General features: G+C 65.0%; 26 protein-coding genes. 14 read left to right on the top strand and 12 right to left on the bottom strand.

Annotation, left to right across the window (positions count from 1 at the left end; all coding sequences use genetic code 11):
• Positions 1-58: 58 nt before the first annotated feature.
• The 3 genes from DACI_RS10285 to DACI_RS10275 all read left to right on the top strand — a co-directional run bounded on the left by DACI_RS10285 (position 59) and on the right by DACI_RS10275 (position 2,735).
• Positions 59-406, top strand: a complete 348-nt coding sequence (locus tag DACI_RS10285; RefSeq protein ID WP_012203978.1) for a DMT family protein — start codon at positions 59-61, stop codon at positions 404-406.
• Between the two features lie 11 nt (positions 407-417).
• Positions 418-1,629, top strand: a complete 1,212-nt coding sequence (locus DACI_RS10280; RefSeq protein WP_012203977.1) for an MFS transporter — start codon at positions 418-420, stop codon at positions 1,627-1,629.
• 140 nt (positions 1,630-1,769) lie between these two features.
• The gene (locus tag DACI_RS10275; RefSeq protein ID WP_012203976.1) at positions 1,770-2,735 is read left to right on the top strand and encodes a DNA/RNA non-specific endonuclease; all 966 of its coding nucleotides are present in this window, start codon (positions 1,770-1,772) and stop codon (positions 2,733-2,735) included.
• Between the two features lie 370 nt (positions 2,736-3,105).
• Here the strand turns inward: DACI_RS10275 and DACI_RS10270 are convergent, their stop codons facing one another.
• From DACI_RS10270 to DACI_RS10255, 4 genes are all read right to left on the bottom strand, one after another.
• Positions 3,106-3,711 carry an ATP-dependent Clp protease proteolytic subunit gene (locus DACI_RS10270; RefSeq protein ID WP_012203975.1) on the bottom strand — a complete coding sequence of 202 codons (606 nt, stop codon included), beginning with the start codon at positions 3,709-3,711 and terminating at the stop codon, positions 3,106-3,108.
• A 106-nt stretch (positions 3,712-3,817) separates the two neighbouring features.
• Positions 3,818-4,174 carry an SRPBCC family protein gene (locus tag DACI_RS10265; RefSeq protein ID WP_012203974.1) on the bottom strand — a complete coding sequence of 119 codons (357 nt, stop codon included), beginning with the start codon at positions 4,172-4,174 and terminating at the stop codon, positions 3,818-3,820.
• Entirely contained in the window at positions 4,171-4,485 is a 315-nt protein-coding gene (locus DACI_RS10260) for an ArsR/SmtB family transcription factor (protein WP_012203973.1), read from the bottom strand. Before DACI_RS10260 ends, DACI_RS10265 begins: the two co-directional genes overlap by 4 nt.
• Positions 4,486-4,510: 25 nt before the next feature.
• Positions 4,511-4,912 (bottom strand): hypothetical protein, encoded by a 402-nt coding sequence (locus DACI_RS10255; RefSeq protein ID WP_050771833.1) that lies wholly within the window; start codon positions 4,910-4,912, stop codon positions 4,511-4,513.
• A 107-nt stretch (positions 4,913-5,019) separates the two neighbouring features.
• Between DACI_RS10255 and DACI_RS32365 the strand changes: the two genes are divergently transcribed.
• Positions 5,020-5,325, top strand: a complete 306-nt coding sequence (locus tag DACI_RS32365) for a hypothetical protein (protein WP_192812315.1) — start codon at positions 5,020-5,022, stop codon at positions 5,323-5,325.
• A gap of 11 nt (positions 5,326-5,336) precedes the next feature.
• Here the strand turns inward: DACI_RS32365 and DACI_RS10245 are convergent, their stop codons facing one another.
• Together DACI_RS10245 and DACI_RS31930 are read right to left on the bottom strand one after the other, a co-directional pair.
• Positions 5,337-5,915, bottom strand: a complete 579-nt coding sequence (locus tag DACI_RS10245; RefSeq protein WP_157059641.1) for a DUF1129 domain-containing protein — start codon at positions 5,913-5,915, stop codon at positions 5,337-5,339.
• Positions 5,916-6,139: 224 nt separating this feature from the next.
• The gene (locus DACI_RS31930; RefSeq protein ID WP_157059640.1) at positions 6,140-6,571 is read right to left on the bottom strand and encodes a hypothetical protein; all 432 of its coding nucleotides are present in this window, start codon (positions 6,569-6,571) and stop codon (positions 6,140-6,142) included.
• Between the two features lie 730 nt (positions 6,572-7,301).
• Between DACI_RS31930 and DACI_RS31130 the strand changes: the two genes are divergently transcribed.
• A protein-coding gene (locus DACI_RS31130) for an IS5 family transposase (protein ID WP_085930546.1) occupies positions 7,302-8,110 on the top strand; the annotation gives its coding sequence in 2 pieces (ribosomal slippage) (positions 7,302-7,632 and positions 7,632-8,110; 810 coding nt in all).
• 249 nt (positions 8,111-8,359) lie between these two features.
• Positions 8,360-9,208 carry a glyoxalase III HchA gene (gene hchA / locus DACI_RS10230; protein WP_012203971.1) on the top strand — a complete coding sequence of 283 codons (849 nt, stop codon included), beginning with the start codon at positions 8,360-8,362 and terminating at the stop codon, positions 9,206-9,208.
• A 50-nt stretch (positions 9,209-9,258) separates the two neighbouring features.
• On the opposite strand, the gene DACI_RS10225 is transcribed toward hchA, so the two are convergent.
• Positions 9,259-10,194: a LysR family transcriptional regulator gene (locus DACI_RS10225; RefSeq protein ID WP_012203970.1), complete on the bottom strand. Its 936-nt coding sequence runs from the start codon at positions 10,192-10,194 to the stop codon at positions 9,259-9,261.
• Between the two features lie 66 nt (positions 10,195-10,260).
• Between DACI_RS10225 and DACI_RS10220 the strand changes: the two genes are divergently transcribed.
• From DACI_RS10220 to DACI_RS10210, 3 genes are all read left to right on the top strand, one after another.
• Positions 10,261-11,043, top strand: a complete 783-nt coding sequence (locus tag DACI_RS10220) for an SDR family NAD(P)-dependent oxidoreductase (RefSeq protein ID WP_012203969.1) — start codon at positions 10,261-10,263, stop codon at positions 11,041-11,043.
• Between the two features lie 82 nt (positions 11,044-11,125).
• A complete protein-coding gene (locus tag DACI_RS10215; protein WP_012203968.1) occupies positions 11,126-11,593 on the top strand; it encodes a MerR family DNA-binding transcriptional regulator in 468 nt (155 codons plus the stop codon).
• The gene (locus DACI_RS10210) at positions 11,586-12,041 is read left to right on the top strand and encodes a PaaI family thioesterase (RefSeq protein WP_012203967.1); all 456 of its coding nucleotides are present in this window, start codon (positions 11,586-11,588) and stop codon (positions 12,039-12,041) included. The genes DACI_RS10215 and DACI_RS10210 overlap by 8 nt, the downstream gene beginning before the upstream one ends.
• 106 nt (positions 12,042-12,147) lie before the next feature.
• Here DACI_RS10210 and DACI_RS31125 read toward each other — a convergent pair whose 3' ends face one another.
• From DACI_RS31125 to DACI_RS10200, 3 genes are all read right to left on the bottom strand, one after another.
• Complete coding sequence (locus DACI_RS31125) at positions 12,148-13,449, bottom strand: MATE family efflux transporter (RefSeq protein WP_012203966.1); 1,302 nt, start codon at positions 13,447-13,449, stop codon at positions 12,148-12,150.
• A 453-nt stretch (positions 13,450-13,902) separates the two neighbouring features.
• Positions 13,903-15,018 carry a 3-deoxy-7-phosphoheptulonate synthase gene (locus DACI_RS10205; RefSeq protein ID WP_012203965.1) on the bottom strand — a complete coding sequence of 372 codons (1,116 nt, stop codon included), beginning with the start codon at positions 15,016-15,018 and terminating at the stop codon, positions 13,903-13,905.
• Between the two features lie 72 nt (positions 15,019-15,090).
• Complete coding sequence (locus DACI_RS10200) at positions 15,091-17,322, bottom strand: hypothetical protein (RefSeq protein WP_012203964.1); 2,232 nt, start codon at positions 17,320-17,322, stop codon at positions 15,091-15,093.
• A gap of 189 nt (positions 17,323-17,511) precedes the next feature.
• Here DACI_RS10200 and DACI_RS10195 point away from each other — a divergent pair, with 189 nt between their 5' ends.
• The 5 genes from DACI_RS10195 to DACI_RS10175 all read left to right on the top strand — a co-directional run bounded on the left by DACI_RS10195 (position 17,512) and on the right by DACI_RS10175 (position 22,715).
• Positions 17,512-18,255, top strand: coding sequence for a GntR family transcriptional regulator (locus tag DACI_RS10195; protein ID WP_012203963.1), 744 nt, complete (start codon positions 17,512-17,514; stop codon positions 18,253-18,255).
• Complete coding sequence (locus DACI_RS10190; protein ID WP_012203962.1) at positions 18,252-19,070, top strand: 3-hydroxybutyrate dehydrogenase; 819 nt, start codon at positions 18,252-18,254, stop codon at positions 19,068-19,070. The genes DACI_RS10195 and DACI_RS10190 overlap by 4 nt, the downstream gene beginning before the upstream one ends.
• Positions 19,071-19,144: 74 nt before the next feature.
• Positions 19,145-20,461 (top strand): fumarylacetoacetase, encoded by a 1,317-nt coding sequence (gene fahA / locus DACI_RS10185; protein WP_012203961.1) that lies wholly within the window; start codon positions 19,145-19,147, stop codon positions 20,459-20,461.
• 150 nt (positions 20,462-20,611) lie between these two features.
• Positions 20,612-22,213, top strand: coding sequence for an SPOR domain-containing protein (locus DACI_RS10180; protein ID WP_012203960.1), 1,602 nt, complete (start codon positions 20,612-20,614; stop codon positions 22,211-22,213).
• A gap of 151 nt (positions 22,214-22,364) precedes the next feature.
• Positions 22,365-22,715: an I78 family peptidase inhibitor gene (locus DACI_RS10175; protein ID WP_012203959.1), complete on the top strand. Its 351-nt coding sequence runs from the start codon at positions 22,365-22,367 to the stop codon at positions 22,713-22,715.
• A gap of 78 nt (positions 22,716-22,793) precedes the next feature.
• Here DACI_RS10175 and hemW read toward each other — a convergent pair whose 3' ends face one another.
• A complete protein-coding gene (gene hemW, locus DACI_RS10170; protein ID WP_012203958.1) occupies positions 22,794-24,038 on the bottom strand; it encodes a radical SAM family heme chaperone HemW in 1,245 nt (414 codons plus the stop codon).
• Positions 24,035-24,637 carry an RdgB/HAM1 family non-canonical purine NTP pyrophosphatase gene (gene rdgB, locus DACI_RS10165; protein ID WP_012203957.1) on the bottom strand — a complete coding sequence of 201 codons (603 nt, stop codon included), beginning with the start codon at positions 24,635-24,637 and terminating at the stop codon, positions 24,035-24,037. The genes hemW and rdgB overlap by 4 nt, the downstream gene beginning before the upstream one ends.
• Positions 24,638-24,697 lie beyond the last annotated feature (60 nt).

Raw genomic sequence — 24,697 nt, 5'->3', positions numbered from 1 at the left:
CTGTTCTGCTGTTCTGCTTTCCTGCTTTCCTGCTTTCCCGCCTTCACCGAACCCCGCCATGTCCCCCAAGATCGCCCCCGTCCTGCTGCTGCTGATCTCCAACGTCTTCATGACCTTCGCCTGGTACGGGCACCTGAAGTTCGAGAACCGGCCGCTGTACCTCGTCATCCTGGTGAGCTGGCTGATCGCGCTGGCCGAGTACTGCTTTGCCGTGCCCGCCAACCGGCTCGGTCATGAGGTCTACAGCGCGGCCGAGCTCAAGACCATCCAGGAGGTGATCACGCTGGTGGTGTTCGCCGTCTTCTCCGTGCTCTACCTGGGCGAGAAGCTCACCCTCAACCACCTGGTGGGCTTCGGCTTCATCTGCCTGGGCGCCTTCTTCGTGTTCAAGGGCCCCCTGCGCTGAAGGAAGCCGCCATGCACCGCACACACCACCATGCGCGGCGCTGGCTGCCGGGGCTCAACTTCTTCCTGGCCGATGTGCGCGACGGCCTGGGACCGTTCCTGGGCGTGTTCCTGCTCGCCCAGGGCTGGCGGCTGGACGACATCGGCTACGTCATGGCCCTGGGCGGCATCGCGGGCATGCTGGCCACCACGCCGCTGGGCGCGCTGGTCGATGCCTCGCGCCGCAAGCGCAGGCTGCTGGCTGCGGCCATCGCCCTGCTGCTGGCGGGCAACCTGGCCATCTGGATCGCACCATCGCTGGCCGTGACGGCGGCATCGCAGGTCATCACCGGCGTGGTCGCGGCCTTGATCGCACCCTGCCTGCTGGGCATCACGCTGCAGATCACCGGCCATGCGGACCTGCCCCGGCAGCTGGGCATCAACGAAGCCTGGAACCACGCAGGCAACGTGGCCACGGCCGCACTGGCGGGGGCCATGGGCCTGCGCTGGGGACTGCCTTCCGTCTTCGTGCTCATGGCCCTGATGGGCTGCGCCTCGCTGGCCTGCCTGGCGCTGATGCGGCTGGATGAAACCCCGCAAGACACGCCGCGCCCAGAGCAGGCCGGGCCTTGCGCACCCGGCCTGCTGCACGCGCTCACGGGCACGCCGGCGCTGCGGGTGCTCGCCGTGGCCATGCTGCTGTTCCACCTGGGCAATGCCGCCATGCTGCCGCTGCTGGGCCAGGCTGCCGTGGCGCGCGGCCATGCCAATCCCAGCGGCTTCACGGCGCTGACCATCATCGTGGCGCAACTGGTCATGATCCCCATGGCCTTGCTCGCCGGGCGCCACGCCCAGCGCAGCGGCTACTGGCTGCTGGTCAAGGCGGCCCTGCTGTCGCTGCCGCTGCGCGGCCTGGTTGCCGCCACCTGGGATTCGGACTGGGCGCTGATTCCCGTGCAGGTGCTCGACGGCGTGGGCGCGGGGCTGCTGGGCGTTGCCCTGCCAGGCCTGGTCGCGCAGACGCTGCGCGGCACCGGCCACGTCAACGCAGGCCTGGGCGCCGTGATGACGCTGCAGGGCCTGGGCGCGGCCGCCAGCCCGGCACTGGCGGGCTGGATTGCGCAGCGCTTCGGCTTTGATGCGGCCTTTCTTTCGCTGGGCGGCATCGCGGTGCTGGCCCTGGCGCTGTGCTGGTTCGGCGCGCCTGCCGAACACCGGGCAGCCCGTCTCCAGCCCAAGACCTGACATCAGGCCATGCGCGGCCCGCTTTCAGGGCATCTGGAAACATTTGGGGGCCTGGAAACATAGGAGAATTCCTAGGACCCGAATCAGAACCCGCGCCATCGCGGACTTGCCTCCCAGCGGCCAGCGCCTGCCGCCCCCGAATGACTGTCAAGAACAAGAAGCCTTCCGCGCGCAAGCGCAGTTCCTCCCCCGCCTCCAAGAAGAAAGCCTCCAGCCGCAGCGGACTGTGGCGCTCCATGCTCGCCGCCCTTGTGGCGGCAGCGGGCACCTTCCAGATCGCCAGTTGCAGCCTGGACCCGAACTGGCACCCCAAGCTTCCCGAGCCGCCCTTCCTGTCCACCCTGCCCATCCCGGGGCTGGAGCACCTGCGCAAGCAGCCGGAGACAGGTTCGGGCACGGCCTCCGGTGGCGGCAGCCCGCCTGCCGGCAGCATGGCCACGGGCTTTTCGCACTGCCGCGATTTCTTCCCCGGTGGCGAGCCCCCTGCCCTGCAGATCCAGCCCCAGCAGCGCGAGCTGTGCTTCAGCGCCTTCGCCGTGCTGCACAGCGGCCAGACCAAGACGCCCGTCTTCGTGGTGGAGCGCCTGAACCGCAAACTGCTGGACCAGGGCCAGGGCCTCAAGCGCAGCGACAAGTTCTATGCCGATGCCCGCCTGCCCCGCGCCGAGCGCGCCGAACTGGACGACTACCGCCGCTCCGGCTACTCGCGCGGCCACATGGCGCCGGCCGGCGATATGTACTCGCCCGAGGCCATGGCCCAGAGCTTCAGCCTGGCCAACATGGTTCCGCAGGACCAGACCCACAACGGCGGCGTCTGGAGCAAGGTCGAGCAGGACACGCGCCGCTACGCCCAGCGCGCCCAGGGCGATGTCTATGTGTTCACCGGCCCGGTGTTCGACGGCCAGCCGCTCACCATCGGGCCGGGCAAGGTCCATGTGCCCAGCCATATCTTCAAGCTGGTCTACGACGCCAGCACGGGGCGTGCCTGGGCGCACTGGCAGGCCAACAGCCCGGATACGCGGATGAGTGCGCCGATCAGTTATGAGGAGTTCACTCGGAGGACGGGGATGCCGTTGTTGGCGGGGGTGATGAGGGGGCGGGGTTAGCCTTCTGGCGTGGGCCAGGGGGCTGCTTCTTGCCCCTGCCGGGTGGTTGTTTTTCGAGGCCGGGTCTCGGCCCGGCGGCCGACTGCCCTTTCTTGATTCGCCAAGAAAGGTCAGATCAAAGAAGGCGACCCGGATGTCCGCGACCCCTTCGCTTCGCTGCGGGCAACCTGCGTCGTGGCGGTTGCGGGGTTTGCCGCAGAACTCGCTTTGCGCTTCGCGCGCCGCTCAAACAACTGCGGCGAGTCAGATGACGAAGCAGTCCTGTCCTTCGGCAGGACTGCAACCCCGCAACCGCCACGCCGCAGGCGCGGACATACGGGAGTGGGGAGAAGGGGGCGCGCGGTGCGCTGCGCCCTGCTGGCGCTGCGGCTCAGGGGGTTGCCGTGCGCCGGTCCAGAACCTTGTCTATCAGGCCCCATTCGCGGGCTTCTTCTGCGGTCATGAAGCGGTCGCGGTCCAGGTCGCGTTCCACCTCTTCGTAGCTGCGGCCGCAGTGCTGTGCGTACAGGCGTGTCACGCGGTCCTTGGTGCGCAGCATTTCCTCGGCATGGATGCGGATGTCGGAGGCCTGGCCCTGCACGCCGCCCAGCGGCTGGTGCACGTGCAGGCTGGCGTTGGGCAGGGCCATGCGGTGGCCGGGCTCGCCGGCCATGAGCAGGAAGGAGCCCATGGAGCGCGCCGTGCCCATGCACAGCGTGTGCACGGGTGACTTGATGAACTGCATGGTGTCGTACATGGCCAGGCCGCTGGTGATCACCCCGCCCGGCGAGTTGATGTAGAGGTGGATGGGCTTGTCCGGGTTCTCCGCCTCCAGGAACAGCAGCTGCGCGCAGACCAGGGCAGAGACCGCATCGTTGACCTCGCCGTTGAGAAAGATCACGCGGTCGCGCAGCAGGCGCGAGTAGATGTCGAAGGACCGCTCTCCGCGCGCCGACTGTTCGACAACCATGGGGACGAGCATCATCGATTCGCGCATGGGCGAACTCCTGTGTGTAGTGGTGAAAAAGAAAGGGCTGCGGCCCTGCGCCGCATGCCCCGTTGCCGGGGCAGGGCTTCAGGTCGCGTGTATCAGGTCAGGTGTATCAGGTCGCGTACATCAGGAAGCCGCCGTCGTTGGCCGCTTCCCTGGCGGGCTGCACCCGCGCATCGGTCAGCACATGGACGATGCGCAGCAGCGTGCCGCCATCGGCGCCGGGGCTGATCTGCAGGTCCACCGTGCTTTCCAGAAAGGGCGGCTCCGCCTCGCGCAGCCGCAGGCGCAGTTCCTGCTGCGGCACCTGCCGCAAAGGCTCGGCATGCTCGGTGCCCGGCAGCCACTGCGCGCGCAGCTCGGGAATGCTCAGAGCGCGCCAGACCTTCTCGGGCGGGGCGTCCAGCGCGTACTCCTGCACCAGCTCGCGGGCCGCATCGTCGGTGTCCATATTGCTCATCTTGTTCATTGGTCCATGTCCTTGAGCAGGCCCTTGAGTGCATCCACGCGCTGCGGCCAGTAGGCGCGGTACTTCGCCAGCCAGCCCGCAATCTGCGCCAGCCCTTCGGGATCAACCTCGTAATGCATGAAGCGCCCCTGCCGCTGCTCGCTCACCAGCCCCGCGTTGCGCAGCACCGCCAGATGCTGGGACATGGCCGACTGGCTGATCTCCATCCCCTCGCGCAGCGCGCTGGCATGCATGCTGCCAGCCGCCAGCTTCTCGAAGATGGAGCGGCGCGTAGGGTCGGCCAGGGCCTTGAAGATGTCGTTCTCGGGCATGGCGACACTTTAGCAACCACTTATTTCAAATGCAAGCCCCGCACGCCAATCCCACCGCCACGCCCTCATCCGCAAACCGCTTGGCCGCCTTGAGCAGATAGCTCACGGCATAGAGGATGGGGTCATCGGCCTCGTCGCCATTCAGATGGTCCACCACCTCGATGGCATAGCCCAGATTCACCGCCGTGTCGTGCAGCAGGCCCAGCAATTCCTTGTCCTGCGGCTCCAGCGACTGCGCCTGATCGGCCTTCACGTAGTAGATACGCAGCAGGTCCCGGCAGACGCAATTGATGGCCGTGATGTTGTGGCGTGCGTGCAGGTCCAGCACATCCAGCGCGGCGCCCATGTGCAGGACGGCGTCGATGGCGAGGTCGTCGAGCCGAGGCGTTGCAGAAGCAGCCGATGAAGGATCGGGATGATGAGGCATCCTGCGATGCTCGTTGAATCGGCGATGGGCGTCTCTACGGAATTCGTAGAACGGAAGGCAAGCCAGGATGGTTGTCTTCGGCTTGGATACGACGATGGCGACCATCCGTGGAAATGTCTCACCGGATTGCGCAAGTCCTCGGGGTGCCGACTGCCTATCTTTACTGCGAGGACGATGATCTTGCCGAAGTGATCATGGCGTGGAGCAAGCTTGCTCGCGGCGGTCGGGCGCAGGCGAAAAAAGCTGTGCTGGGGTGGTGGGTGGGCGCCAGGGTTGAACGCCTGGACAGCCGCAATGACGGGATGTCGGCAGGATTGGGCGGCAAGAGATTGCTGGCTGCGTATCAATATCGTCAAAGAGGCGGCCTTCTCAGACGACGGCAGACGGCCAGGAGCTGCCAGTGGAAGAAATAATAAGAAGTCACTCAACGTTCAATATGAACTGCAGTTGTAGGCTGCTCCCTCAATGGAGGCAGGTTCGGTTTCTCAGTCGAGAGTTTTACCAGTTTTCGCTCGACTTTCTTGGCCAAGAGAACCGATCTCGCATCCCGCCCAAAAAACCAAAACAAGCCAAAGGTCAATACAAGCACAATCAATGCTGCTATTGAAGGGAGAACGCTCTTGAGACTTAAGAGAGAGACCACCACAACAGCAGAATACCCAGCCATCGCAACGATGAAAAAAATCGTAAAACCCAGTATCAGTCCCCCGGACTTCCCAGGGGTCACTACAAGCGAACCATCATCCTCAATCTTCGAGTAGAGGAAGCTGGCTCGCAGCTCTTCCAGCGAGAAGTGCCCAGATTGGTAGGCGGCCATGACAGCTGCCGCCATTCGTGGTGAGGCAGGTCTGCCGAATGTTGAACGAAAGACAGCCTCATGCCTGGCGGCTTCGATAAATGCCGTTAATTCTCGGTGCTGCTCAGCTTCGCCACGCAGAAATGAGTGCCGCTTGAATTGCCGCTTACTGAGATATTCGTCATTGAACTCGAGCAGTGTCTTCATCGCTTTGTATAGCGCTCCAGCAACTGCAACGACTGCCGCGCTTACTGCCGGCGTAGACTTCCAAAGTTCCGAGAGGTCCATAGATGTGGAAAACTAATCTTGAGTTAAGCCGCAAAGCAGCGTCTGCTTTTATCTAATTTGCTGCTGTGGGTCGGTCGGAGACAGTCGCAGCCGGCCAAGAACTGTCAGTGGCGCCAATAAAATCGGATGCTCAACGGCTGAGCTCAGCCGCGACCAAAGGCGGTCAGTTGCGGCGAATGGCTAACTCTTGCGAAGTAACCGCCAAGAAGGGCGGCGGGAATTATTGATAGGAATGATATGATGCTATACCAGAGCGGTAATCCGTCGGCCATAAATATACCAATAATTATGCCCGCCAGCCCCACTAGCCCGGAGTTTATATATTGCGCTTGTTTTGCAATGCGTGCTGCAATATATCCACCGAATACGGTGACCATAATACCCAAAACAAGACAGGTGATTAGATATAGATTTGAATTGCTAAGTTTTAGTAATGCCGCCTCAAGTCTTTCTGGAGGCTGATTTATCAGTGAACTATCAACGAAAGCAATCGTCAGCCCGATTCCCAAAATAAGACTGAGAAATAGATCGCAGAATATTCCAATGGCAATCCCTTTGATACTCACTCTTTTCATGTAATTTCCTCTAATGACAAACGTTTGACATGAGAGGCGACGTCCTCTCGATGGAAGGGTCAGGCGGCACGGCGGTCAGCCAACTGGGGAACGGCACTCACGCTGCACTTCATGTACTCCTGATACTCCTGTCCGTGTAGACCGCGCCAACCCACAAGCCATATCTAGCGCGTGCGGTCTAATTGGCACAGAAAAATCGGCAAGCGGTTTGAAGCCTAGCTTTGCGGTATGCATGCTGTGTAAATATGCAGTGCTAAATTCAACCATGAAACCCGCCGCCCTCCTATGTAGCGCGCCACACGGTTGCTGGATCAGGTCCGTGAGCGAATTCGTACGATCACTATAGCCTACGCACCGAGCAGGCCTATTTGCAATGGGTCGTATGTTTGTGAAATGGCACGACTTGCGGCATCCATGAGACATGGGGCAGCTGGAAATCGAAGGATTTTTTGGCCATCATGGCTGAATGACAGCTTTAGAGCTTCTAGCTGAACGGCGGCTCAGGGTCGACAGCCGACTGCTGGCCGCCAGATTCAGGCTGATTGCGATCGGTGAACTGATGCGCAACCAGCGATAGCCACCGAGCCTGAACCTGCCATTGCCTGCAAGCGCCATTCATGCAGCAACAGCGACTGGCGCATCGAGAGACCCGAAGGCCTTGAAGTGCACTTAGAGTGGCTAACACCACTTCGTCACAGGCCCCCGCAGAGCAGTTATGCTCGCTGCCCTCATGGCAAGACGACCCGTTAGCAAAGAACTGTGGCGACAGCTACAACCCCTGATCCCAGCCTTCGTGCCTTCTGCCAAAGGCGGTGCGCGCAAACTCGCAGTCAGCGATGAAGCTGCCCTCAACGGCATCTTGTTCGTGCTGCAAACAGGCATTCCATGGGAAGACCTTCCCCAATCCCTGGGCTACGGCAGCGGCATGACTTGCTGGCGGCGTCTGCGCGACTGGAATGCCGCTGGTGTCTGGGAGCAGCTGCACCAAGCCATGCTGACTCGCTTGCGTGAACATGACCAAATCGATTGGAGCCGGGCCAGCATTGATGGCTCCTCGGTACCAAGCCCCCGGGGGGCCAGGAAACGGGCCCAAACCCCACGGACAGAGGCAAGCTCGGCTCCAAGCGGCACATCGTCGTAGATGCCAGAGGCATCCCGCTGGTGATCTTGGTCAGCGGCGCGAACCGGCACGACTCCAAGATGTTCGAGAGGTGCGTGGACGCGATTCCTGCGATTGCTGGCCTGCCAGGACGTCCCCGTAGAAGACCGGCAAAGCTGCACGCCGACAAAGGCTACGACTTCAAGCGATGCCGAGCCCACCTGAGGCAGCGGGGCATCATTGGCCGGATTGCCAGACGAGGCATTGAGAGCAGCGAGAGGCTGGGCAAACACCGGTGGGTGGTGGAGAGGACGCACAGCTGGTTTGCAGGCTTTGGCAAGCTGCGAATCCGCTTTGAACGACGGCTGGATATCCACGAAGCGCTGCTGAAACTGGCAGCGGCGATCATCTGTGCGCGCTTCGTGGATCGGTGGTGTTAGCCACTCTTACACCGCATCAGCCGCACAGGCCGCGCCGGTTAGAAAGGTTTGGCTCTGAGTCTTGCGACGAAGAACGACATGGGCTCGGTCGGGAACATCCAACAGATGCAGGGCTCCCGGAGATCCTGACCAGAGGCTACAAACGGATCGTCAACTTTGTCTGCACTGCATTGACGGAAATGCCTCACTGCCACAGGATTTTTGCCGCAGCATCGTTGGACCTTCCGCAACCTACCCGAGAGGTACCCCATGGCTGAACAAGCGACCCCGGACAAGCAACCTCAACCTGATCCGGCCGAGTTCAATGCGTTCTTTCCATCCCGCTACTCGCTCAGTCAGTTCACGTCGCCCAAGTCCGACCTGCGGGATGCCGATTACGCGACAACCTATCAAGGAAGCAAGAAGATCCTGATGATCGGCGCGGACGAGCGCTACCTGCTGACCGACAACGGCAGCTTCTTTTCCACCGGCAACCATCCGGTCGAAACCTTGCTGCCCATGTACCACCTCGACAAGGCAGGCTTCGCCTTCGACGTGGCAACGGTTTCGGGAAACCCCGTCAAGTTCGAGTTCTGGGCCATGCCCTCCGAAGACGAGACGGTCAAGGGCTTCTTCGACAAGTACCACCCGCAGTTCAAGCAGCCGTTGCGCCTGTCGTCTGTGCTTGCGCAGGGCCTGGAGCAATATGCAGCCATCTTCGTGCCTGGCGGGCATGGCGCACTGATCGGCCTGCCCGACAGCCGTGACGTGGGGGCGGTGCTGAAATGGGCGGCCGCCCACAACCGGTTCGTCATCTCCCTGTGCCACGGCCCTGCCGCATTCCTCGCGGTTGGCGACAGCGACATCTACCGGGGCTACAAGATATGTGCTTTTCCCGACGCGCTCGATGCGCAGACCCCCGACATCGGCTACATGCCGGGTCACCTGACCTGGAAGTTCGGCGAAAGACTCAAGGCCTTGGGAATCGAGATCGTGAACGATGGCATCTCGGGCGCGGTGCACCGGGACCGGCAACTCATCACGGGCGACAGCCCGCTGGCTGGCAATGCGCTCGGCAAGCTTGCCGCCAAAACCTTGCTCGCGGAAGTCGCAGCCTGAAGTAAACGTTTCCGTTTCGTGTTGTCAGCCGCAGCAAGGCGAAGTTCGACTCAGGGTCGTTCCACTGTCGCCTTTTCTGCTGGCAGTTGCAGCCCGTCTGCCAGCGCCGCACCCAGCGCGTCAATGACCGCCCGCACGCCCGGCACGTTGCGGCGGTCGCGGTGATAGGCCAGGTACACCGGGCAGGATGGCAGTGGCGCGTCCACCTCCAGCCGTGCCAGGCCGGGCACGGCATGGGCCATGGCGTCGGGCAGCAGGCAGATGCCCTGCCCTTGCTCCGTGGCCTCCTGGCGGGCCATGTCGGAGCCGGATCGAAAGACGAACCGGGTGGCGCCCCGGCTGGCCAGCCACTGGTTGGATGCGTCCTGCCGGCCGGTGGCCAGGTCCTGTCCCACGAAATCGTGGCTGGCGAAGTCCTGCACGCGCAGGTGGCGATCCGGCAGGCGCTGCTCGACATAGCCGTGCGAGGCGTACAGGCCAAACGTCAGTTGCCCCGCCCATTTCTCCACCACCACGGCCGAACTGGAGCGCCCGACCCTGAGCGCGACATCCACTTCGCGCCGCCCGACATCCGTGAAGCGCGACTCCACGGCCACTTCGATATGCAGCCCGGGATGCGCGCTTCTCAACTGCGAGAGCACGGCGGTCACGGGCTTCACGAAGCCCTCGCCCATGCTGACGCGGATGGTGCCGGTCAGCGCATGGGCCTTCTCATCGGGCCGGTCGTCGCGCTTGATGCCGCCCAGTCCCAGCTCGAACTGCTCAGCCAGTTCCACCAGTTCCATTGCATCGGGCTCGACCGTCGTCCCTGCGCTGCTGCGGTGTACCAGGGCGCGGCCCAGGGATTGCTCCAGCGCCTCGATGCGCCGCGCGACGGTGGAGGTGGACAGGCCCAGGGCAGCGCCTGCGGCAAGCAGGCTTTGGTGGCGGTGAAGCGCCAGGAGCACGCGCAGGTCATCCCAGGTGGTGGGCGGTTGGTTTTTCATGAATGCAAATCAGCTTACCAGCGCTGCCCATTCCCAGCCGGGCACCCCGTCGCAATACTCGAGTGCATGAAAACCCCTTTTGATTTCTCCCAGAAAACCGTCCTGGTGACCGGCGCCTCCATGGGCATCGGCGAAGTATTCGCCAGGGAACTCGCCCGCCGTGGCGCCAAAGTCGTGCTGATCGCGCGCAGCCGCGACAGGCTCGAGAAGCTCGCCAGCGAATTGCCCGGCGCCGAATTCCTGGTGGAGGACTTGGCCACACCCGGGGCGGCCCGGCGGGTCTTCGATGCCGTCAGCGCCAGGGGCCTGCTGCCGGATCTGCTGGTGAACAACGCCGGCTTCGGCACCCACGGCAGGTTTGATGAACTGGCGCTGGACATGCAGCGGGAGACCATCGATCTGAATGTGGGTGCCCTGGTGGAGCTGACGCACCTGTGTCTCCCCGCACTGGAGCAGCGCCAGGGCGGCGTCATCAACATCGCCTCCACGGCAGCGTTTCAGCCGGTCCCGTACATGGCGGTCTACGCCGCGACCAAGGCCTTTGTCCTTTCGTTCAGCGAAGCGCTCTGGGCCGAGTACCGGCCGCGCGGCGTGCGCGTGCTGGCGTTGTGCCCGGGCGCTACCGACACGGCGTTCTTCGCCCGCGCCGGCGAGGCCGCATCCTTCGGGAAAAAAGCGTCCAGCGAGGACGTGGTTCGCCTGGGGCTGAAAGCCTTCGACGACAACCGCGCCTCGGTGGTGCACGGTTGCGCCAACTACCTGACGGCCCTGGGCGCCCGCGTTGCCACACGCGAGTTCATGGCCCGGTTCACGGCGCGCGTGATGAGGCCTGCAGCGCAGCCGGCTTGAAGACGACTGGCCAGAGACAGCGATAGAAAAACCTGTCCCCTTCCCAACCCTAGTCCAGCACGAGCCTTGCTAGCCTTGGCACATGCTGATCTCCGAACTCGCCCAGCTCACGGGCGTCTCCATCCACGCGCTGCGCCACTACGAGCGCGCGGGCCTGCTCAAGCCCCGGCGCCTGCCCAATGGCTACCGCGACTATCCGCGCTCGGCCCGGCGCGAGGTGGTGTTCATCGCCATGTCCCGCGCGCTGGGGTTCGGGCTGCCGCGCATTGCGGAGAACCTGCGCGCCTGGCGTGCGGGGCGCATAGGCCCCGGTGACCTGGCCGATGCCGTGCAGCAGCGCGTGCAGGAGATAGACGAACAGATCGCCGCGCTGCAGGCCCAGCGCGCCCAGGCCCTGGACCATGTGCAGTGGCTGCGCGCCCGCCAGGCCGAGCGGGATCTGGCGCAAATGGCACCGGCCCCAGCCAGCACCCCCGACAAACCCGCCGCGCCCTGGCCGCGCGTGCGCCGCGCCGCTTCACCCACCACGAAGGAGACAAGCCATGACTGAGCCGACCACGCACCCCACCCCATCCACCCAGGCGCTGCAGAACGCTGTGCTGGCCATGCCCATGGCGCGTACCCTGGGCCTGCGCTTTGTACGGGCCGAGCCCGGCGCCACCGAGCTGGAGATGCCCATTGCCGATGCCCTGTGCTTTCAGCCGGGCCAGTTGCAGGCCACGGCGATCTTTGCGCTGGGCGACTTTGCGGCGGTGTCGGCCGCAGGTTCGCTGCTGCCTGCTGGCTGGGCCAATGCCACGGTGGACGGCAGCGTGAAGCTCTTCGCGCCCGCACGCGGCACCCACCTGCGGGCGCGCGGCCGCGTGGTGGATGCCGGCCGCGTGCTCAGCATCTGCGCAGCGGACCTGTACGCGGTGGCCGAGGATGGTCATGAAACGCATTGCGCCACCTGGCTGGGCACGGCGCGCAATCTGGAGCCCAGGCCAGCGTGGGCCTGAGGGCGCCCCCGCCGCCTCCCCACCCCGTATGTCAGCGCCTGCGTCGTGGCGGTTGCGGGGCTGCGAGGTTGTCGAAGGGCAGACGACCTCGCCAAGGCCACCACGGCTACAAGCTTTCCTTCAAGCCAATCTTCTCTTCAGATAGAGACTCTCGCCTATTGTGAACAAGCAATACCAACATCACACAGGACACGAGAGAAGAAAACGAGAAAATATAATTGATCATGGAATAACTGGAGCCATGGAAGCCCAATGACATTGGAGCAAAAAATATCACTGCATAAATAGTCCAAAAAATCATTCTTGATGACCAATAAAGACCTAGCCCGCCAGAAATTGCTGCCGCATAGAAGAACACCACATCCGTAGTTCCTTTGCACACCAAGGAAAGGAATCCCTCACCGACAATTTGAGAACCATTCGCTTCTGATATTTCATAGAACAGCATGAATACAGACAATGCAACAACTGGGATAATTGCACAAAAAATCATCAATGACGATGAATCTTTGATGAACTGAAATTGCACTGCCCATTTTCCACGATTTTTGGATATCTCCATTGCCAGAAGAGCACAGACTCCCATGGCAGGCAGTTCTGCCAACAGCAATATGGCAGAAGCTTGGGATTGAATTGCAGAATACATTGCACCCAGCCCTGCAACAGACATTGACAATATATAAAGCAGATATTTCCCAAAGAACGCATTGGCATAGCCAGGGATCAAGACGGAAAATATTCTTCTGCCAGGCAATCCACGAAAATTGAATGAAAAACTGAATTGACAGTATTTCCGCATCAAAGCATATGCAGCAACGGAAAAAATGATGTCACTGAACAGATAGGCAAGAGCGACCGAATCATCACTCATCCACTCATTCTTCCCAAGCAGCGCCAGCACGACAATCACACAGGCTGTATGGAAAAAAACCTGCCACATTCTGAATTTTGCAACGATGGCAGTATGTGATCTTGACTCAAGAACGCAGCCGCATACATTGATGATTCCGAAGAAGGGAATACACAGAATTATCAATCTTGCCTGGGATATGGCTCCATCCAATAGCTCCTCTGGCAAACCAGATATCAGGGTTTTCGAGATAACAGGAAGCCAATACACCAAAATAAAACAAAACCCGGCATACAGGAATACCAGCCAAAACAGCAAACTGATGAGTGAGTCCGATTGCTCCTTATCTTTGCTGGCAGACATTTCCGAAAAAAAGATCGCACCAATACTCGCTGGCAACACAAAGAAAAGTGATGCAAAGGAAAGGGCTATGCTGAATTGGGCAACGAGAGTCGAGCTATAGAAACTAATGGCAAAAATGGTGACCATGGAGGCAAGCGGTGGAGCAGATCGCCCAACTGCAAGATCAAATACCCGCTTTGCATCACCAGGCCCCATATCTATCCCTCCTCCGCAGAATCAAAACCCATGATATATGACTCGAATTCTTTGAAATGAAGATCCTGGGATTCTTTGATAGAGCCATTCATTTCCCTTGTCCTCCGCCCTCTCATCCCGGAATATGGACCACCATAACAATGGTGGCCAAATATATTGGTGCAACCCTCGAAATACATCTGGATGCAGCAATAGAAGAATCTTTTAATCCGATATGAATAAATCAATCATTCATTGCAAAAATGCATGATGCAATCGGACTGATCTGAAAGTCTTGATGCACAGCCTGTGCTGCACCAGCGCCTGAATTGAATTCGCAGTCTGCCAACCCTGCTTTTACATCGGCGGCTCATATGCATGCCACTGCGCTGTGGCTATTGCATTGCAGTCCTGCCGAAGGACAGGACTGCCCCATTGCCTGACGCGGGTCCAAAACAGACCCGGCCAATCAACTCACCCCCGCAGCTTCGCCCGCCGCGCCTTCACCGCCGCAGCCAGCTGCTCCAGCACAGGCACGGTCTGCTCCAGGCTGATGCAGGCATCGGTCACGGACACGCCATGCGCCAGCGGCTGGCCGTCCACGATGTCCTGCCGCCCTTCCTGCAGGTGGCTTTCGACCATCAGCCCCGTGATGCGGGCATCGCCACCGGCGATCTGCTGGGCCACGTCGGCCGCCACGTCGATCTGGCGGCGGTGCTGCTTGCTGCTGTTGGCGTGGGAGACATCGATCATGACCTGCGGGCGCAGGCCTGCGCCTTCCAGCAGGGCGCAGGCGGCCTGCACATGCTCGGCGCCGTAGTTGGGCTGCTTGCCGCCGCGCAGGATGACGTGGCAGTCGCCATTGCCGCGAGTCTCGAAGATGGCGGACTGGCCCATCTTGGTCATGCCCATGAAGGCGTGGGGCGCGCTGGCCGCCTGGATGGCATCGCTGGCCACCTTGACGCCGCCGTCCGTGCCGTTCTTGAAGCCCACGGGGCAGGACAGGCCGCTGGCCAGCTGGCGGTGGCTCTGGCTTTCCGTGGTGCGCGCGCCGATGGCGCCCCAGCTGACCAGGTCGCTGATGAATTGCGGCGACAGCAGGTCCAGGAATTCCGTGCCCACGGGCAGGCCCAGGGCCAGCACGTCCAGCAGCAGGGCGCGGGCCATTTCCAGGCCTTCGTTGATGGCGAAGCTGCCGTCCAGGTGCGGGTCGTTGATGTAGCCCTTCCAGCCCACGGTGGTGCGGGGCTTCTCGAAGTAGACGCGCATGACCACGAGCAGCTCGCCGGCCAGGGCGTCGGCCTGGGCCTTGAGCTGGCGCGCATAGTCCATGGCCTGGTCGTGATCGTGGATGGAGCAGGGTCCGACGACGACGATGAGCCGGTCGTCCCGGCCCTGCAGCACGTCCGAGATGGCGGCGCGGCTGGTTTCCACCAGTTGCTGCGCGGCCTCGGGCGCGGGCAACCATTCCTGCAGCAGGGCCGGGGTGATCAGGGGGCGCACGGCCTTGATGCGCAGGTCGTCGATGCGGGTGGTGTCGTGCGTGCTCAGGGGCACGGCACTGCGTTGTACGTGGGTGGGGGTGGTCATGGCGCTATTGTCGCGCCTTGAGGCTTCCCGACCGGGGCGGGGCAAGTGGCTTGCCCGCCCCTTGGCATCGACTTACTGAGCCGCCGCTGCCGGTGCCGGTGCCGGTGCGGACTCTGGCACGGCCGGCACAGCGGCCGGTGCCGCGCCGTACTGCCAGCCGGCGGGCAGCAGGCCATCGACCCAGTGCAGGCGCCAGGCCATCAGCGCCAGCAAGGCCACCACGGCCAGCGCCACCAGGGTGTTGCGCAGGCCGTTGCCTTCCGCATAGGGGTCGCCCGCCGTGCGCCGCGCGCCCACCGGCACCTTGGCGGTCTGCGACAGGCTGCGGCCCAACGGCAGGTTGATGCGCATGCGGCCGTTGATGGCCCAGCCGCTGGCGTCCAGGATGGGCCCCAGGCTGCGCTGGCGCAGCTTGAGCCAGGCAATCATCATGCTGGGCCCGGAGATGGCCGCGATGAGGCCGACCAGGGCCACGGGAATCCAGGGTCCCAGGTCGATGAACTTGCCGAAGATGCCCACCAGCACGGCGCTGATGGAGCCCAGGGCCACGCCCAGGGCGGCCACGGTGCCTACATCGGTCTTGCGCGATGCGGCCGCAGCCGTGGCGGCTGTGGCGTTGGCCGCAGCGGTGCCGGGCGCCGTGACCAGCTGACCGGCCTGCGTGCCCAGGCTGGCGGTCACGCCCTCTTCCTTGGCCGAGGCGCGCTTGGCCACCTGTTCTTCCACCATGCGCAGGAATTTCTTGTAGGGCAGGAAGAAGGCCTGGCCGATGCTGGTGGGGTTCTCGATGAGCTTGACGATGGTGGCGTCCCAGTCGTTGCCCGCGCGGTCATAAAACACGCCGTTGCGGCCCACGAAGAGAAAGTCCACGTCGCCCGCCGTGAAGGCCGCGACGATGGCTTTCTTCTTGCCCTCGCGCCGGAGCTCGCAGTAGGCCAGGCAGGTCTTGGCGCGGCCGGCCAGCGCGGCGTGGGCGGCGGTGTCGCTCACTTCCACGGTCAGGTCGCAGCTGCGCGCATCCAGGTAGAGCGTGCCGGCCTGGAAGGCCGCGCCCTCGCGCCGGTAGAAGCTGCTGAACGAGACGAAGTTGTTGAGCAGCGCCAGCAGGTCGCGCTGCAGGCGGATGAGCTTTTCCAGCGCCACGGCCTGCAGGCTGTGTTCCTTCTCGGACTCGTCCTGGGCAATGAGGTCCAGCAGCGCGGCTTCCTGCCCGCCGTCCAGCAGCGCCTGCACCTCCTGTTGAGGCAGGGCATCGAGCGGCGTGGCGGGCCGGGCCGCCAGCCATTGGCGGCAGGGCTGCAGGGCGGCCTTGACCTGCTCCCACTGCGCGGCGGTGATCTCCTGCAGGTCTTCGCCCAGCACGGGCTGCACGGCCTGCTCGCGCAGGGCCTGCAGCGCGCCGGCCCAGGCGGGGTTGACGCCCTGCGCCAGCGGCAGCGCGCGGTCGGCCGCCACGGCGGCCAGCGGCAGGGAGGCAATGGCCTGGGCGCCGCTGTCCAGCACTTCGCGGCCCAGGGCGGCATAGCCTTCGATGGAGGGGTTGAGCGGGTCCTGCGCGCGCGTGTCGAAGGCGGCCAGCCGCGTGCGTGCGAAGAAGTCGTCCACCTTGGCCTGCACCGCGTCCACGGCGCGGGCCGCGGCCAGGGCCTGGTCGCGCTCGGCAATGCCGCAGCCCAGGGCCTCGGCGCCTGCATGCCAGTCGCGCAGGGAACGCAGGTCGGCATAGAAGGACTCGGCCTGCTTGCGTGCGATGCCGGCCACGCCATCGGCGCCCGCCGCCGTGCCGTAGGCCTTGCCGATGCGCTCGACCAGCGCGGCCAGCGCCTTGTCGTCCCCGGCGGTGGCGGGGCTGACGATGCCGTCGCCATTGAAGCGCATGGCAGCCAGGGAGGCCAGGCGCTCGCGCACCTGGGCCAGGCTCAGCGCGGCGCCGCCGGCCTGGCCGGACAGGGCCAGCATGCGCTCGGCCTCGGCATGCAGCAGGGCGCCCTGCTCGCTGTCGCGCTCCAGGCTGGACAGTTGCAGCACGTCGCCGCCATCGGCCAGCACCTGGGGGTCACGCACGCGCGCCACGGCCCATTGGCAGGCGGCGATCAGTTCGGGCGGGCGGATGCGGCCGTCCTTGTCCTCGTCGATCAGGTCCAGCGTGTCGCTGTCGAACTCGATGCCGCGCGTGGGGCAGGCCAGGGCCACCCACAGCTTCTGGTCCAGCTCGCCGATGTGCGCAATGTCCTGCCCGGTGCGGATGACCACCTGGTCCACTCCACCGGCGCGAAAAAACTCCCAAGCATGTTGCTGCTGCATGAAATACCCAACGGCCGCTCTGGCCAACATTCAAAAAACGAAAACGAAAAACGGAAAAAGGGCCGCAGTTTAAAAGTCATTCGGCCTGCTCAATTGAAGACATTTGTCAACGATGGGCGTCAGCACAGGCTGTCAGGGCTGGCGCTTTGTGTGAAAATAAAAGCACTGAATAGATACTTTATTGTCTCCATGCCCTCCAACTCCACCGCGTCGGCCCCTCAACAAGGCCGGGACAAGCTGCACCTGCAGCTGGCGCGGCTGTTCCGCAGCAAGGTGTCCACGGGCGCCTGGCCCGTAGGCAGCGCCATTCCCACGGTGCAGGAGCTGGAGGCGCTGCATGGCGTGTCGCGCACCACGGTGCGCATGGCACTGGGTGCCCTGGTGGCAGAGGGCCTGCTGCTCACGCGCAAGCGCGGCGGCACGCGGGTGATCGCGGCGCCCTACAAGCCGCCGTCCTTCCTGCTGCCCACCAGCTGGAAGGAGCTGGTGGCCTTTGGCGCCCACATCGGCCAGATCACCCTGCACACCGGGCGCGACTGCCTGCCGCCAATTCCCGAAGGCTTCCCCGACGTGGGCCGCATGGCCCCCGCCTACGTGCACCTGCTGCGCGTGTACGACCATGACGCGGCGCGGTTCTGCCTGTCGCAGCTGTACCTGGAGCAGGAACTGTTCCCCGAGATCGAGGCCCAGCTGGAGCGCAGCTCCCTGGCCGTGGCCCTGAGCAGCGACCCCTCGCGCATTGCCGTGGCGCGCCAGCACCTGAGCGTGGCGCCGGCCGACGAACTGGCCGCCGAGCACCTGGGCGTGGCCCTGGGCACGCCGTTGATGCAGGCGCTGCGCTGGGCCTGCAACGCCGACGGGCTGCTGATCTACTGGGCACGGGTCCGCTTTCTCAGCGAGTACGTGCATATGGAAATGGATCTCCTGAAATGAACCCCACCCCCTCCTCCCCGGCTTGCCGCCCGCATGCGGGCCGCGTGGCCTGGATCACCGGCTCGACCAGCGGCATCGGCCTGGCCGTGGCGCGCCATCTGGCCAGCGAGGGCGCAGCCATCGCGCTGCATGGCCAGGCCGCCGCATCGGCCGAGACCGATGCGCTGGTGCGCGAGATCGCCCAAACGCATGGCGTGCCGGTGCGCCACTACGGGCTGGACCTGCGCGACGGCTGCGCCATCGCACCGCTGGCGCAGCGCATTGCGGCCGAGATGGGCGCCATCGACATCCTGGTCAACAACGCAGGCATGCAGCATGTGAGCCCGCTGCTCGAATTCCCGGCCGGCAAGTGGGACGAGCTGCTGGCCGTCAACCTGTCGGCGCCCTTCCACGCCATCCAGGCCTGCGCGCCGCAGATGCTGGAGCGCGGCTGGGGCCGCATCATCAATATCGCCTCGGTCAGCGGGCTGGTGGGCGTGGCGCGCAAGCCGGCCTATGTGGCCAGCAAGCACGGGCTGATCGGGCTGACCAAGTCGGTGGCGCTGGAGTTCGCCACCACGCCCGTGACCTGCAACGCCATCTGCCCCGGCTGGGTGCTGACGCCGCTGGTGCAACGGCAGATCGATGCGCTGGCCGCGCGCGAGGGGCTGGATGCCGACGCGGCGGCGCGCCAGCTGCTGGGCGCCAAGCAACCCTCCCAGGCCTTCGTGACCGTGGAGCAGGTGGCGGCGCTGGCCGGTTTCCTGGCCAGCGAGCAGGCCGCCCAAGTGCGCGGCGCACACTGGAACATGGACGGCGGCTTTGCCGCTGCCTGAGCCGGCCACGCTCGCCCTGCCCCGCCAAACCCCTTTTCATACCAACGACAGACAAACCCAACCAGGAGAGACAGATGTCCTTGAACGAAACCCATGACGCAGGCTTGCGCAGCTGGGTGGCCTCGGCCAACACCGGCGCCAGCGACTTTCCCATCCAGAACCTGCCGTTTGCGGTGTTCCGCCGCGCAGGCAGCCAGGAGGCCTGGCGCGGCGGCGTGGCCATTGGCGACCAGGTGCTGGACCTGGCGCGCGCAAGCGCGATCAAGGCGCTGGGCGATGCCGTGCAGCCGCAGCTGGAAGCCGCTTCACAACAGCACCTGAACGGCTTCATGGCCATGGGACCTGCCGCCTGGTCGGCCCTGCGCCTGGCGCTGTCGCGCGCGCTGCGCGAAGGCGCTGCCGCACAGGCGGCCCTGCAGGATTGCCTGGTGGCCCAGTCCGACGTGGAGTACACGGTGCCGGCCCAGGTGGGCGACTACACGGACTTCTATACCTCGGTGCACCACGCCACCAACGTCGGCCAGCTGTTCCGCCCGGACAACCCGCTGATGGAGAACTACAAGTGGGTGCCGATTGGCTACCACGGCCGTGCGTCCAGCCTGCGTGTGTCGGGCGTGGACTTCCGCCGCCCCATGGGCCAGCTGAAGGCGCCCGACGCCACCGCACCCGCGCTCAAGCCCTGCGCACGCCTGGACTATGAGCTGGAGATGGGCATCTACACCGGCGCCGGCAACGCCTGGGGCGAGGCGATTTCCATGGACGAGGCAGAGAACCACATCTTCGGCCTGTGCCTGCTCAACGACTGGTCGGCGCGCGACATCCAGGCCTGGGAATACCAGCCGCTGGGCCCCTTCCTGTCGAAGAACTTCGCCACCACGGTCTCGCCCTGGATCGTGACGCTGGAGGCGCTGGAGCCCTACCGCACGGCCTTCACGCGGCCCGCCACAGATCCCCAGCCCCTGCCCTACCTGAGCTCGGCCGCCAACTCCGAGCGCGGCGCGTTCGACGTGCAGTTGAGCGTGGCGCTGGAGACCGGCCGCATGCGCGCCGAAGGCCAAGCCGCCCAGCAAATCACCCACACCAGCTACCGCCACGCCTACTGGACCATGGCACAGCTGGTGGCCCACCACAGCGTCAACGGCTGCGACCTGCAGCCCGGTGACCTGCTGGGCACGGGCACGCTGTCCGGCCCCACCTCCAGCGAGGCCGGTGCGCTGCTGGAGCTGACCGAAGGCGGCAAGAAGCCCGTGGCGCTGGCCAATGGCGAGAGCCGCACCTTCCTGCAGGATGGCGATGCCGTGATCCTGCGCGGCTGGTGCGAGAAGCCGGGCGCCGCGCGCATCGGCTTCGGCGAGTGCCGCGCCACCGTGCTGCCCGCGCGCCAGGCCTGATGGCAAAGGCAGATCGATCGGGGCCGATGGAGGGGCCCGATTGATCTGCGCGATTGATCTGCGCGATGGATCTGACCGATTGATTCACCCGATCGATCCGCCCGAATGTCGTGATTCCGACAGCCATGAGTGCATGACACAATTGCTGACATGCCCGCCCCATCGGAAGACGCCATCTCAGCACCTCCCGCCACCATCGACTTCGGAAGGCAGGCGGCCCCTGCCCGGCAGGAGCCCGCCTTTGCCGAGCCCGGCAGTGCCAGCAGGCCCGACACGGCCGACTCTCCCAAGAGCCCCAGCAAACTGCCGCCCTCGATAGCCAGCGCCTTCGCCGCCGCAGCCTATGCGCTGCAGCACGGCGATGACGCCGCTGCCCCCAACGAGCGGGCAGGCGCCGGCGCACATTCCGGCGTCACCAGCTTCACGGGCGGACAGGGCACCGGCCTGATGCCGGGCCTGTACGCCAGCCTGATTGGCGAGCCCTCGCGCGACTACTACCTGCGCCTGTTCGAGCGCTTCGACGCGCTGGGCAAGCCCTTGCCTACATGGAACCTGGCCGCAGGCCTGTTCACCCTGCCCTGGTGCGGGCTGCGCGGGCTGTGGCAAGAGGGCGGCCTCTATGCGCTGGCCGCCGGCGGCACGGGCCTGGTCTGGGGCCTGCTGCTGCGCCCCGCGCTGGGCCTGCCCCCGGCGATTGCCCACGGCATCGATGCCACGCTGATCCTGCTGGCCATTGCCATTCCCGGCCTGGGCGCCAATGCCCTGTACTGGCACCATGTGCGCCGCCACACGCTGCAAGCCATTGGCGAGGCCCCCAACATGGCCGCAGCGCACGAACGCCTGGCCCGCCGCGCGGCCACGCCCCTGCGCAAGCGGCTGGCCGTGGCGGCCGGTGCGGTGCTTGCCGCCGCTGCCGGTGCAGGCATCTGGGCGCTGTCGGGCATGCCACATTTCATGGCGGCACAGACCGAGGTGATTCCGTCCGAGGTGATCCCGTCCGAATCCATACCGGCCGCTGCACCAGTTGCGCCAGCTGCACCAGCCGTGGCGCCAACGCCCGCCGCAGCCGTACCTGCCGTTGAAACGCCAAGGACGGAACCGGCGCCCACACCCGCCCCCACTCCCGCCCCCACGCCCCAGCCGCAAGAGCCGGTTGCCCAGACCGAGGCGCGCCCTGATCCGCAAGCGCCCTTGCCCGCTGCCGGCAGCACTGTCTCCGGCACGGTCGAACCCATGCCCGTAGTGGCAGCGGCCGGCGCTGCGGGTGCCGTCGCTGCCACTGCAGCGGCAGCCATTCCCGTCAAGGCCGCGTTGGTGCCAGCCAAAGCGCCTGCACCTGCACCTGCGCCAGCGTCCGTGCACGCAGCCACGCCAGCGCCCGCCAAGCCCTCCAAGGTGGCGGCTGAAACCAAACCAGCCAAGCCCGCCAAGCCCGCCGAACCCGTCGCAAAGGCCCCGGCACCTGCCAAGGCCGCCTCGGCGGCTCTGGAGCCGGGCAACTACTACATCAACATCGGCGTGTTCTCTGAAGCTGGCAATGCCGGGCGCGTGGTGGAGCGGCTGGAGAAAGCCAAGCTGCCCACGCTCAGCCAGACCCTGCACAGCAACAAGGGCGAGGTCGTGCGCGTGCGCTCGGGCCCCTTTGCCAAGCAACGCAGCGCCGATCAGGCGGCCGCCAAGATACGCGCCATGGGCATGGAGGCCACGGTCTTCCACCACGCCCCTGCGGAAGGCCGCAGCGCGCGACGCTGAAGCCTTTGCTGCCACCTGTTACTTCCGCATGCCTTCGGCTTCGCCTTGGCCCGGCTCAGCCCGGCTAAGGTATGCGGCATTGTCCGAGGCAGCGCGCCCGCGCCCGCCCTGATACTGCGCAGCAACACCCCATGAATCGAGGAGACAGACCATGCCGATGACCGCCCCCGCCCTCCAACGCCGCCTTGCCGCCCTGGCCCTGCTGGGCGCCACCACCCTGGTGGCAGGCTGCGCCGGCATGAGCAATCCTTTTGGTGGCAGCAGCGGCGGCGCGGCGCAACCGGCCCCGCGCCCCGTGCAGGTCTGCAATGCGGCATCGGCCCAGTCCTTCGTGGGCAAGAGCAATACATCGGCCACGCTGGAGGCCGCCCGCAAGCAGTCGGGCGCCTACATGGCCCGCGTGCTGCGCGAAGGCCAGCCAACGACGATGGAGTTCAACCAGGAACGCCTGAACCTGGTGGTCGATGGAACCGGCCGCATCGTGGCCGTGCGCTGCGGCTGATCGCCGACCGATTGCGCTGTGGCGCTGGATGAAAAAAAGGACGCCTCGGCGTCCTTTTTTCAACGGCGGTGCGCAGGTTCACTCGGCAAGAAACAGTTCCTGCAGATCGCTGAGGAAGTCAAAGCCGCGCTCCGTGGGCACCACCCGCCCCAGGTCGCGCGTGATCAGGCCCTTGGCCTGAGCGGCGTCCAGCCCCTTGGCGATGGACGAAAGCGGCAGGCCCGTGCGCTCCATGAAGTCCTGCAGCGCAAAGCCTTCGCGCAGGCGCAGCGCGTTGAGCATGTACTCGAAGGGCAGGTCGGCACGGCGCACCTCGCCGTCCTGCGCCAGCGGCGCGCCGGCCAGGGCCTGGTCCATGTAGCGCGCGGGATCGCGAAAGCGCACCTGGCGCACGATGCGGTGCGCAAAGCTGAGCTTGCTGTGCGCGCCCGCGCCTATGCCCAGGTAGTCGCCGAACTGCCAGTAGTTGCGGTTGTGCCAGCACTGGTGGCCCTCACGCGCATAGGCCGAGATCTCGTAGCGCTGCATGCCCGCGGCAGCGGTGCGCGCGGTGATGCGGTCCAGCATGTCGTAGGCCAGGTCGTCCTCGGGGATGGCAGGCGGAAACTTGGCGAAATACGTATTGGGCTCGATGGTCAGGTGATAGACCGACAGGTGCGGCGGGGCGAAGGACATGGCCACATCCAGGTCCCGCGCCAGGTCCAGTTCGGTCTGGCCGGGCAGCGCGTACATCAGGTCGATGTTGAAGGTCTCGAAGCTGTCGGCCGCCTCGCGCACGGCCGCACGCGCCTGGGCGCCGTCATGCACGCGGCCCACGGCCTGCAGCAGGCGGTCGTCAAAGCTCTGCACGCCAATGGACAGCCGCGTGACACCGGCCGCGCGGAAGGCGCGGAAGCGGTCGGTCTCGAAGGTGCCGGGGTTGGCCTCCATGGTGATCTCGCAGTCGGCCTCCATGCGCAGGCGCGCGCGGATGGCAGCCAGCAGCCGGTCAATGGACTCGGGCGCGAACAGGCTGGGCGTGCCGCCGCCGATGAAGATGCTGTGCACGGTGCGGCCCCAGATCAGCGGCAGCGCGCTCTCCAGGTCGGCGACCAGGGCATCGATGTAGCGGTCTTCGGGCAGCTCGGGGCCGTCGCGGCCATGCTCGTGCGAGTTGAAGTCGCAGTACGGGCACTTGCGAATGCACCAGGGCAGGTGCACATACAGCGACAGCGGCGGCAGGCTGCCAAGCTGCAGCGTGCCGGGGCGCATGTAGTGCTGGATGTCGCGCTGCACGGCGGCCTGGGCGCCGGAGGCCGAATCCTGGGGCTGGATGGGAATCATCGCACCCAGCGCTCGCGCACGAGTTCGATCATCTGCAGCGTGGCGCGGCCGCGGTGGCTGTGCGCGTGCTTCACGGCCGGGTCCATCTCGGCAAAGGTCTGGCCCAGCTCGGGGATGTACATCACGGGATCGAAGCCGAAGCCCTGCGTGCCACGGCGCTCGGTGGTGATCTCGCCGAGCACACGGCCCATGGCGATCAGCGGCTCGGGGTCCCTGGCGCTGCGCACGCCCACCAGGGTGCTGACCATGGCGGCGCGGCGGTCGGCCACGCCCTGCATCTGCTCCAGCAGGGCGCGCACGTTGTTGTCGTCGCTTTTCTCGTAGCCGAACTGCGTGCAGTAGTAGGCCGTGTCCACGCCCGGCAGGCCGCCGAAGTGCGAGACGCACATGCCGGCGTCGTCGGCAATGGCGGGCAGGCCCGTGCGCTCGGCCGCGAAGCGGGCCTTGGACAGCGCGTTCTCCACGAAGGTGCAATGCGGCTCGGGCGCCTCGCCCTCGAACAGGTCGCCCTGGCGAATCAGTTCAACGCCCAGCGGGGCGAACATGGCTTGCAGCTCGGCGAGCTTGCCGCGGTTGTTGGAGGCCAACACAATCTTCATCGTAGAAATCCAGTCGGGCGCCCGTGCGCCCTTTGTCGTCAATAGGTTCGGTAGTCCATG

The organism is Delftia acidovorans SPH-1 (assembly GCF_000018665.1).
In the GTDB taxonomy this organism is placed as follows: Bacteria; Pseudomonadota; Gammaproteobacteria; order Burkholderiales; family Burkholderiaceae_C; genus Comamonas; species Comamonas acidovorans.
This window is presented reverse-complemented; position numbering and strand designations above follow the sequence as displayed.

Bases quoted from the DNA above. Each gene is read 5' to 3' on its own strand.
- DACI_RS10260 (WP_012203973.1), bottom strand. From the start codon at position 4,485: ATGCCCGAGAACGACATCTTCAAGGCCCTGGCCGACCCTACGCGCCGC.
- DACI_RS10220 (WP_012203969.1), top strand. From the start codon at position 10,261: ATGAAAACCCCTTTTGATTTCTCCCAGAAAACCGTCCTGGTGACCGGC.
- DACI_RS10265 (WP_012203974.1), bottom strand. From the start codon at position 4,174: ATGAACAAGATGAGCAATATGGACACCGACGATGCGGCCCGCGAGCTG.
- hchA (WP_012203971.1), top strand. From the start codon at position 8,360: ATGGCTGAACAAGCGACCCCGGACAAGCAACCTCAACCTGATCCGGCC.
- DACI_RS10210 (WP_012203967.1), top strand. From the start codon at position 11,586: ATGACTGAGCCGACCACGCACCCCACCCCATCCACCCAGGCGCTGCAG.
- DACI_RS10285 (WP_012203978.1), top strand. From the start codon at position 59: ATGTCCCCCAAGATCGCCCCCGTCCTGCTGCTGCTGATCTCCAACGTC.
- DACI_RS10280 (WP_012203977.1), top strand. From the start codon at position 418: ATGCACCGCACACACCACCATGCGCGGCGCTGGCTGCCGGGGCTCAAC.
- DACI_RS10255 (WP_050771833.1), bottom strand. From the start codon at position 4,912: ATGCCTCATCATCCCGATCCTTCATCGGCTGCTTCTGCAACGCCTCGG.
- DACI_RS10205 (WP_012203965.1), bottom strand. From the start codon at position 15,018: ATGACCACCCCCACCCACGTACAACGCAGTGCCGTGCCCCTGAGCACG.
- DACI_RS31125 (WP_012203966.1), bottom strand. From the start codon at position 13,449: ATGGGGCCTGGTGATGCAAAGCGGGTATTTGATCTTGCAGTTGGGCGA.
- DACI_RS10175 (WP_012203959.1), top strand. From the start codon at position 22,365: ATGCCGATGACCGCCCCCGCCCTCCAACGCCGCCTTGCCGCCCTGGCC.
- DACI_RS10275 (WP_012203976.1), top strand. From the start codon at position 1,770: ATGACTGTCAAGAACAAGAAGCCTTCCGCGCGCAAGCGCAGTTCCTCC.
- fahA (WP_012203961.1), top strand. From the start codon at position 19,145: ATGTCCTTGAACGAAACCCATGACGCAGGCTTGCGCAGCTGGGTGGCC.
- DACI_RS10215 (WP_012203968.1), top strand. From the start codon at position 11,126: ATGCTGATCTCCGAACTCGCCCAGCTCACGGGCGTCTCCATCCACGCG.
- DACI_RS10180 (WP_012203960.1), top strand. From the start codon at position 20,612: ATGCCCGCCCCATCGGAAGACGCCATCTCAGCACCTCCCGCCACCATC.
- DACI_RS10200 (WP_012203964.1), bottom strand. From the start codon at position 17,322: ATGCAGCAGCAACATGCTTGGGAGTTTTTTCGCGCCGGTGGAGTGGAC.
- DACI_RS10245 (WP_157059641.1), bottom strand. From the start codon at position 5,915: ATGAAGACACTGCTCGAGTTCAATGACGAATATCTCAGTAAGCGGCAA.
- rdgB (WP_012203957.1), bottom strand. From the start codon at position 24,637: ATGAAGATTGTGTTGGCCTCCAACAACCGCGGCAAGCTCGCCGAGCTG.
- DACI_RS10270 (WP_012203975.1), bottom strand. From the start codon at position 3,711: ATGCGCGAATCGATGATGCTCGTCCCCATGGTTGTCGAACAGTCGGCG.
- DACI_RS10225 (WP_012203970.1), bottom strand. From the start codon at position 10,194: ATGAAAAACCAACCGCCCACCACCTGGGATGACCTGCGCGTGCTCCTG.
- DACI_RS10195 (WP_012203963.1), top strand. From the start codon at position 17,512: ATGCCCTCCAACTCCACCGCGTCGGCCCCTCAACAAGGCCGGGACAAG.
- hemW (WP_012203958.1), bottom strand. From the start codon at position 24,038: ATGATTCCCATCCAGCCCCAGGATTCGGCCTCCGGCGCCCAGGCCGCC.
- DACI_RS31930 (WP_157059640.1), bottom strand. From the start codon at position 6,571: ATGAAAAGAGTGAGTATCAAAGGGATTGCCATTGGAATATTCTGCGAT.
- DACI_RS10190 (WP_012203962.1), top strand. From the start codon at position 18,252: ATGAACCCCACCCCCTCCTCCCCGGCTTGCCGCCCGCATGCGGGCCGC.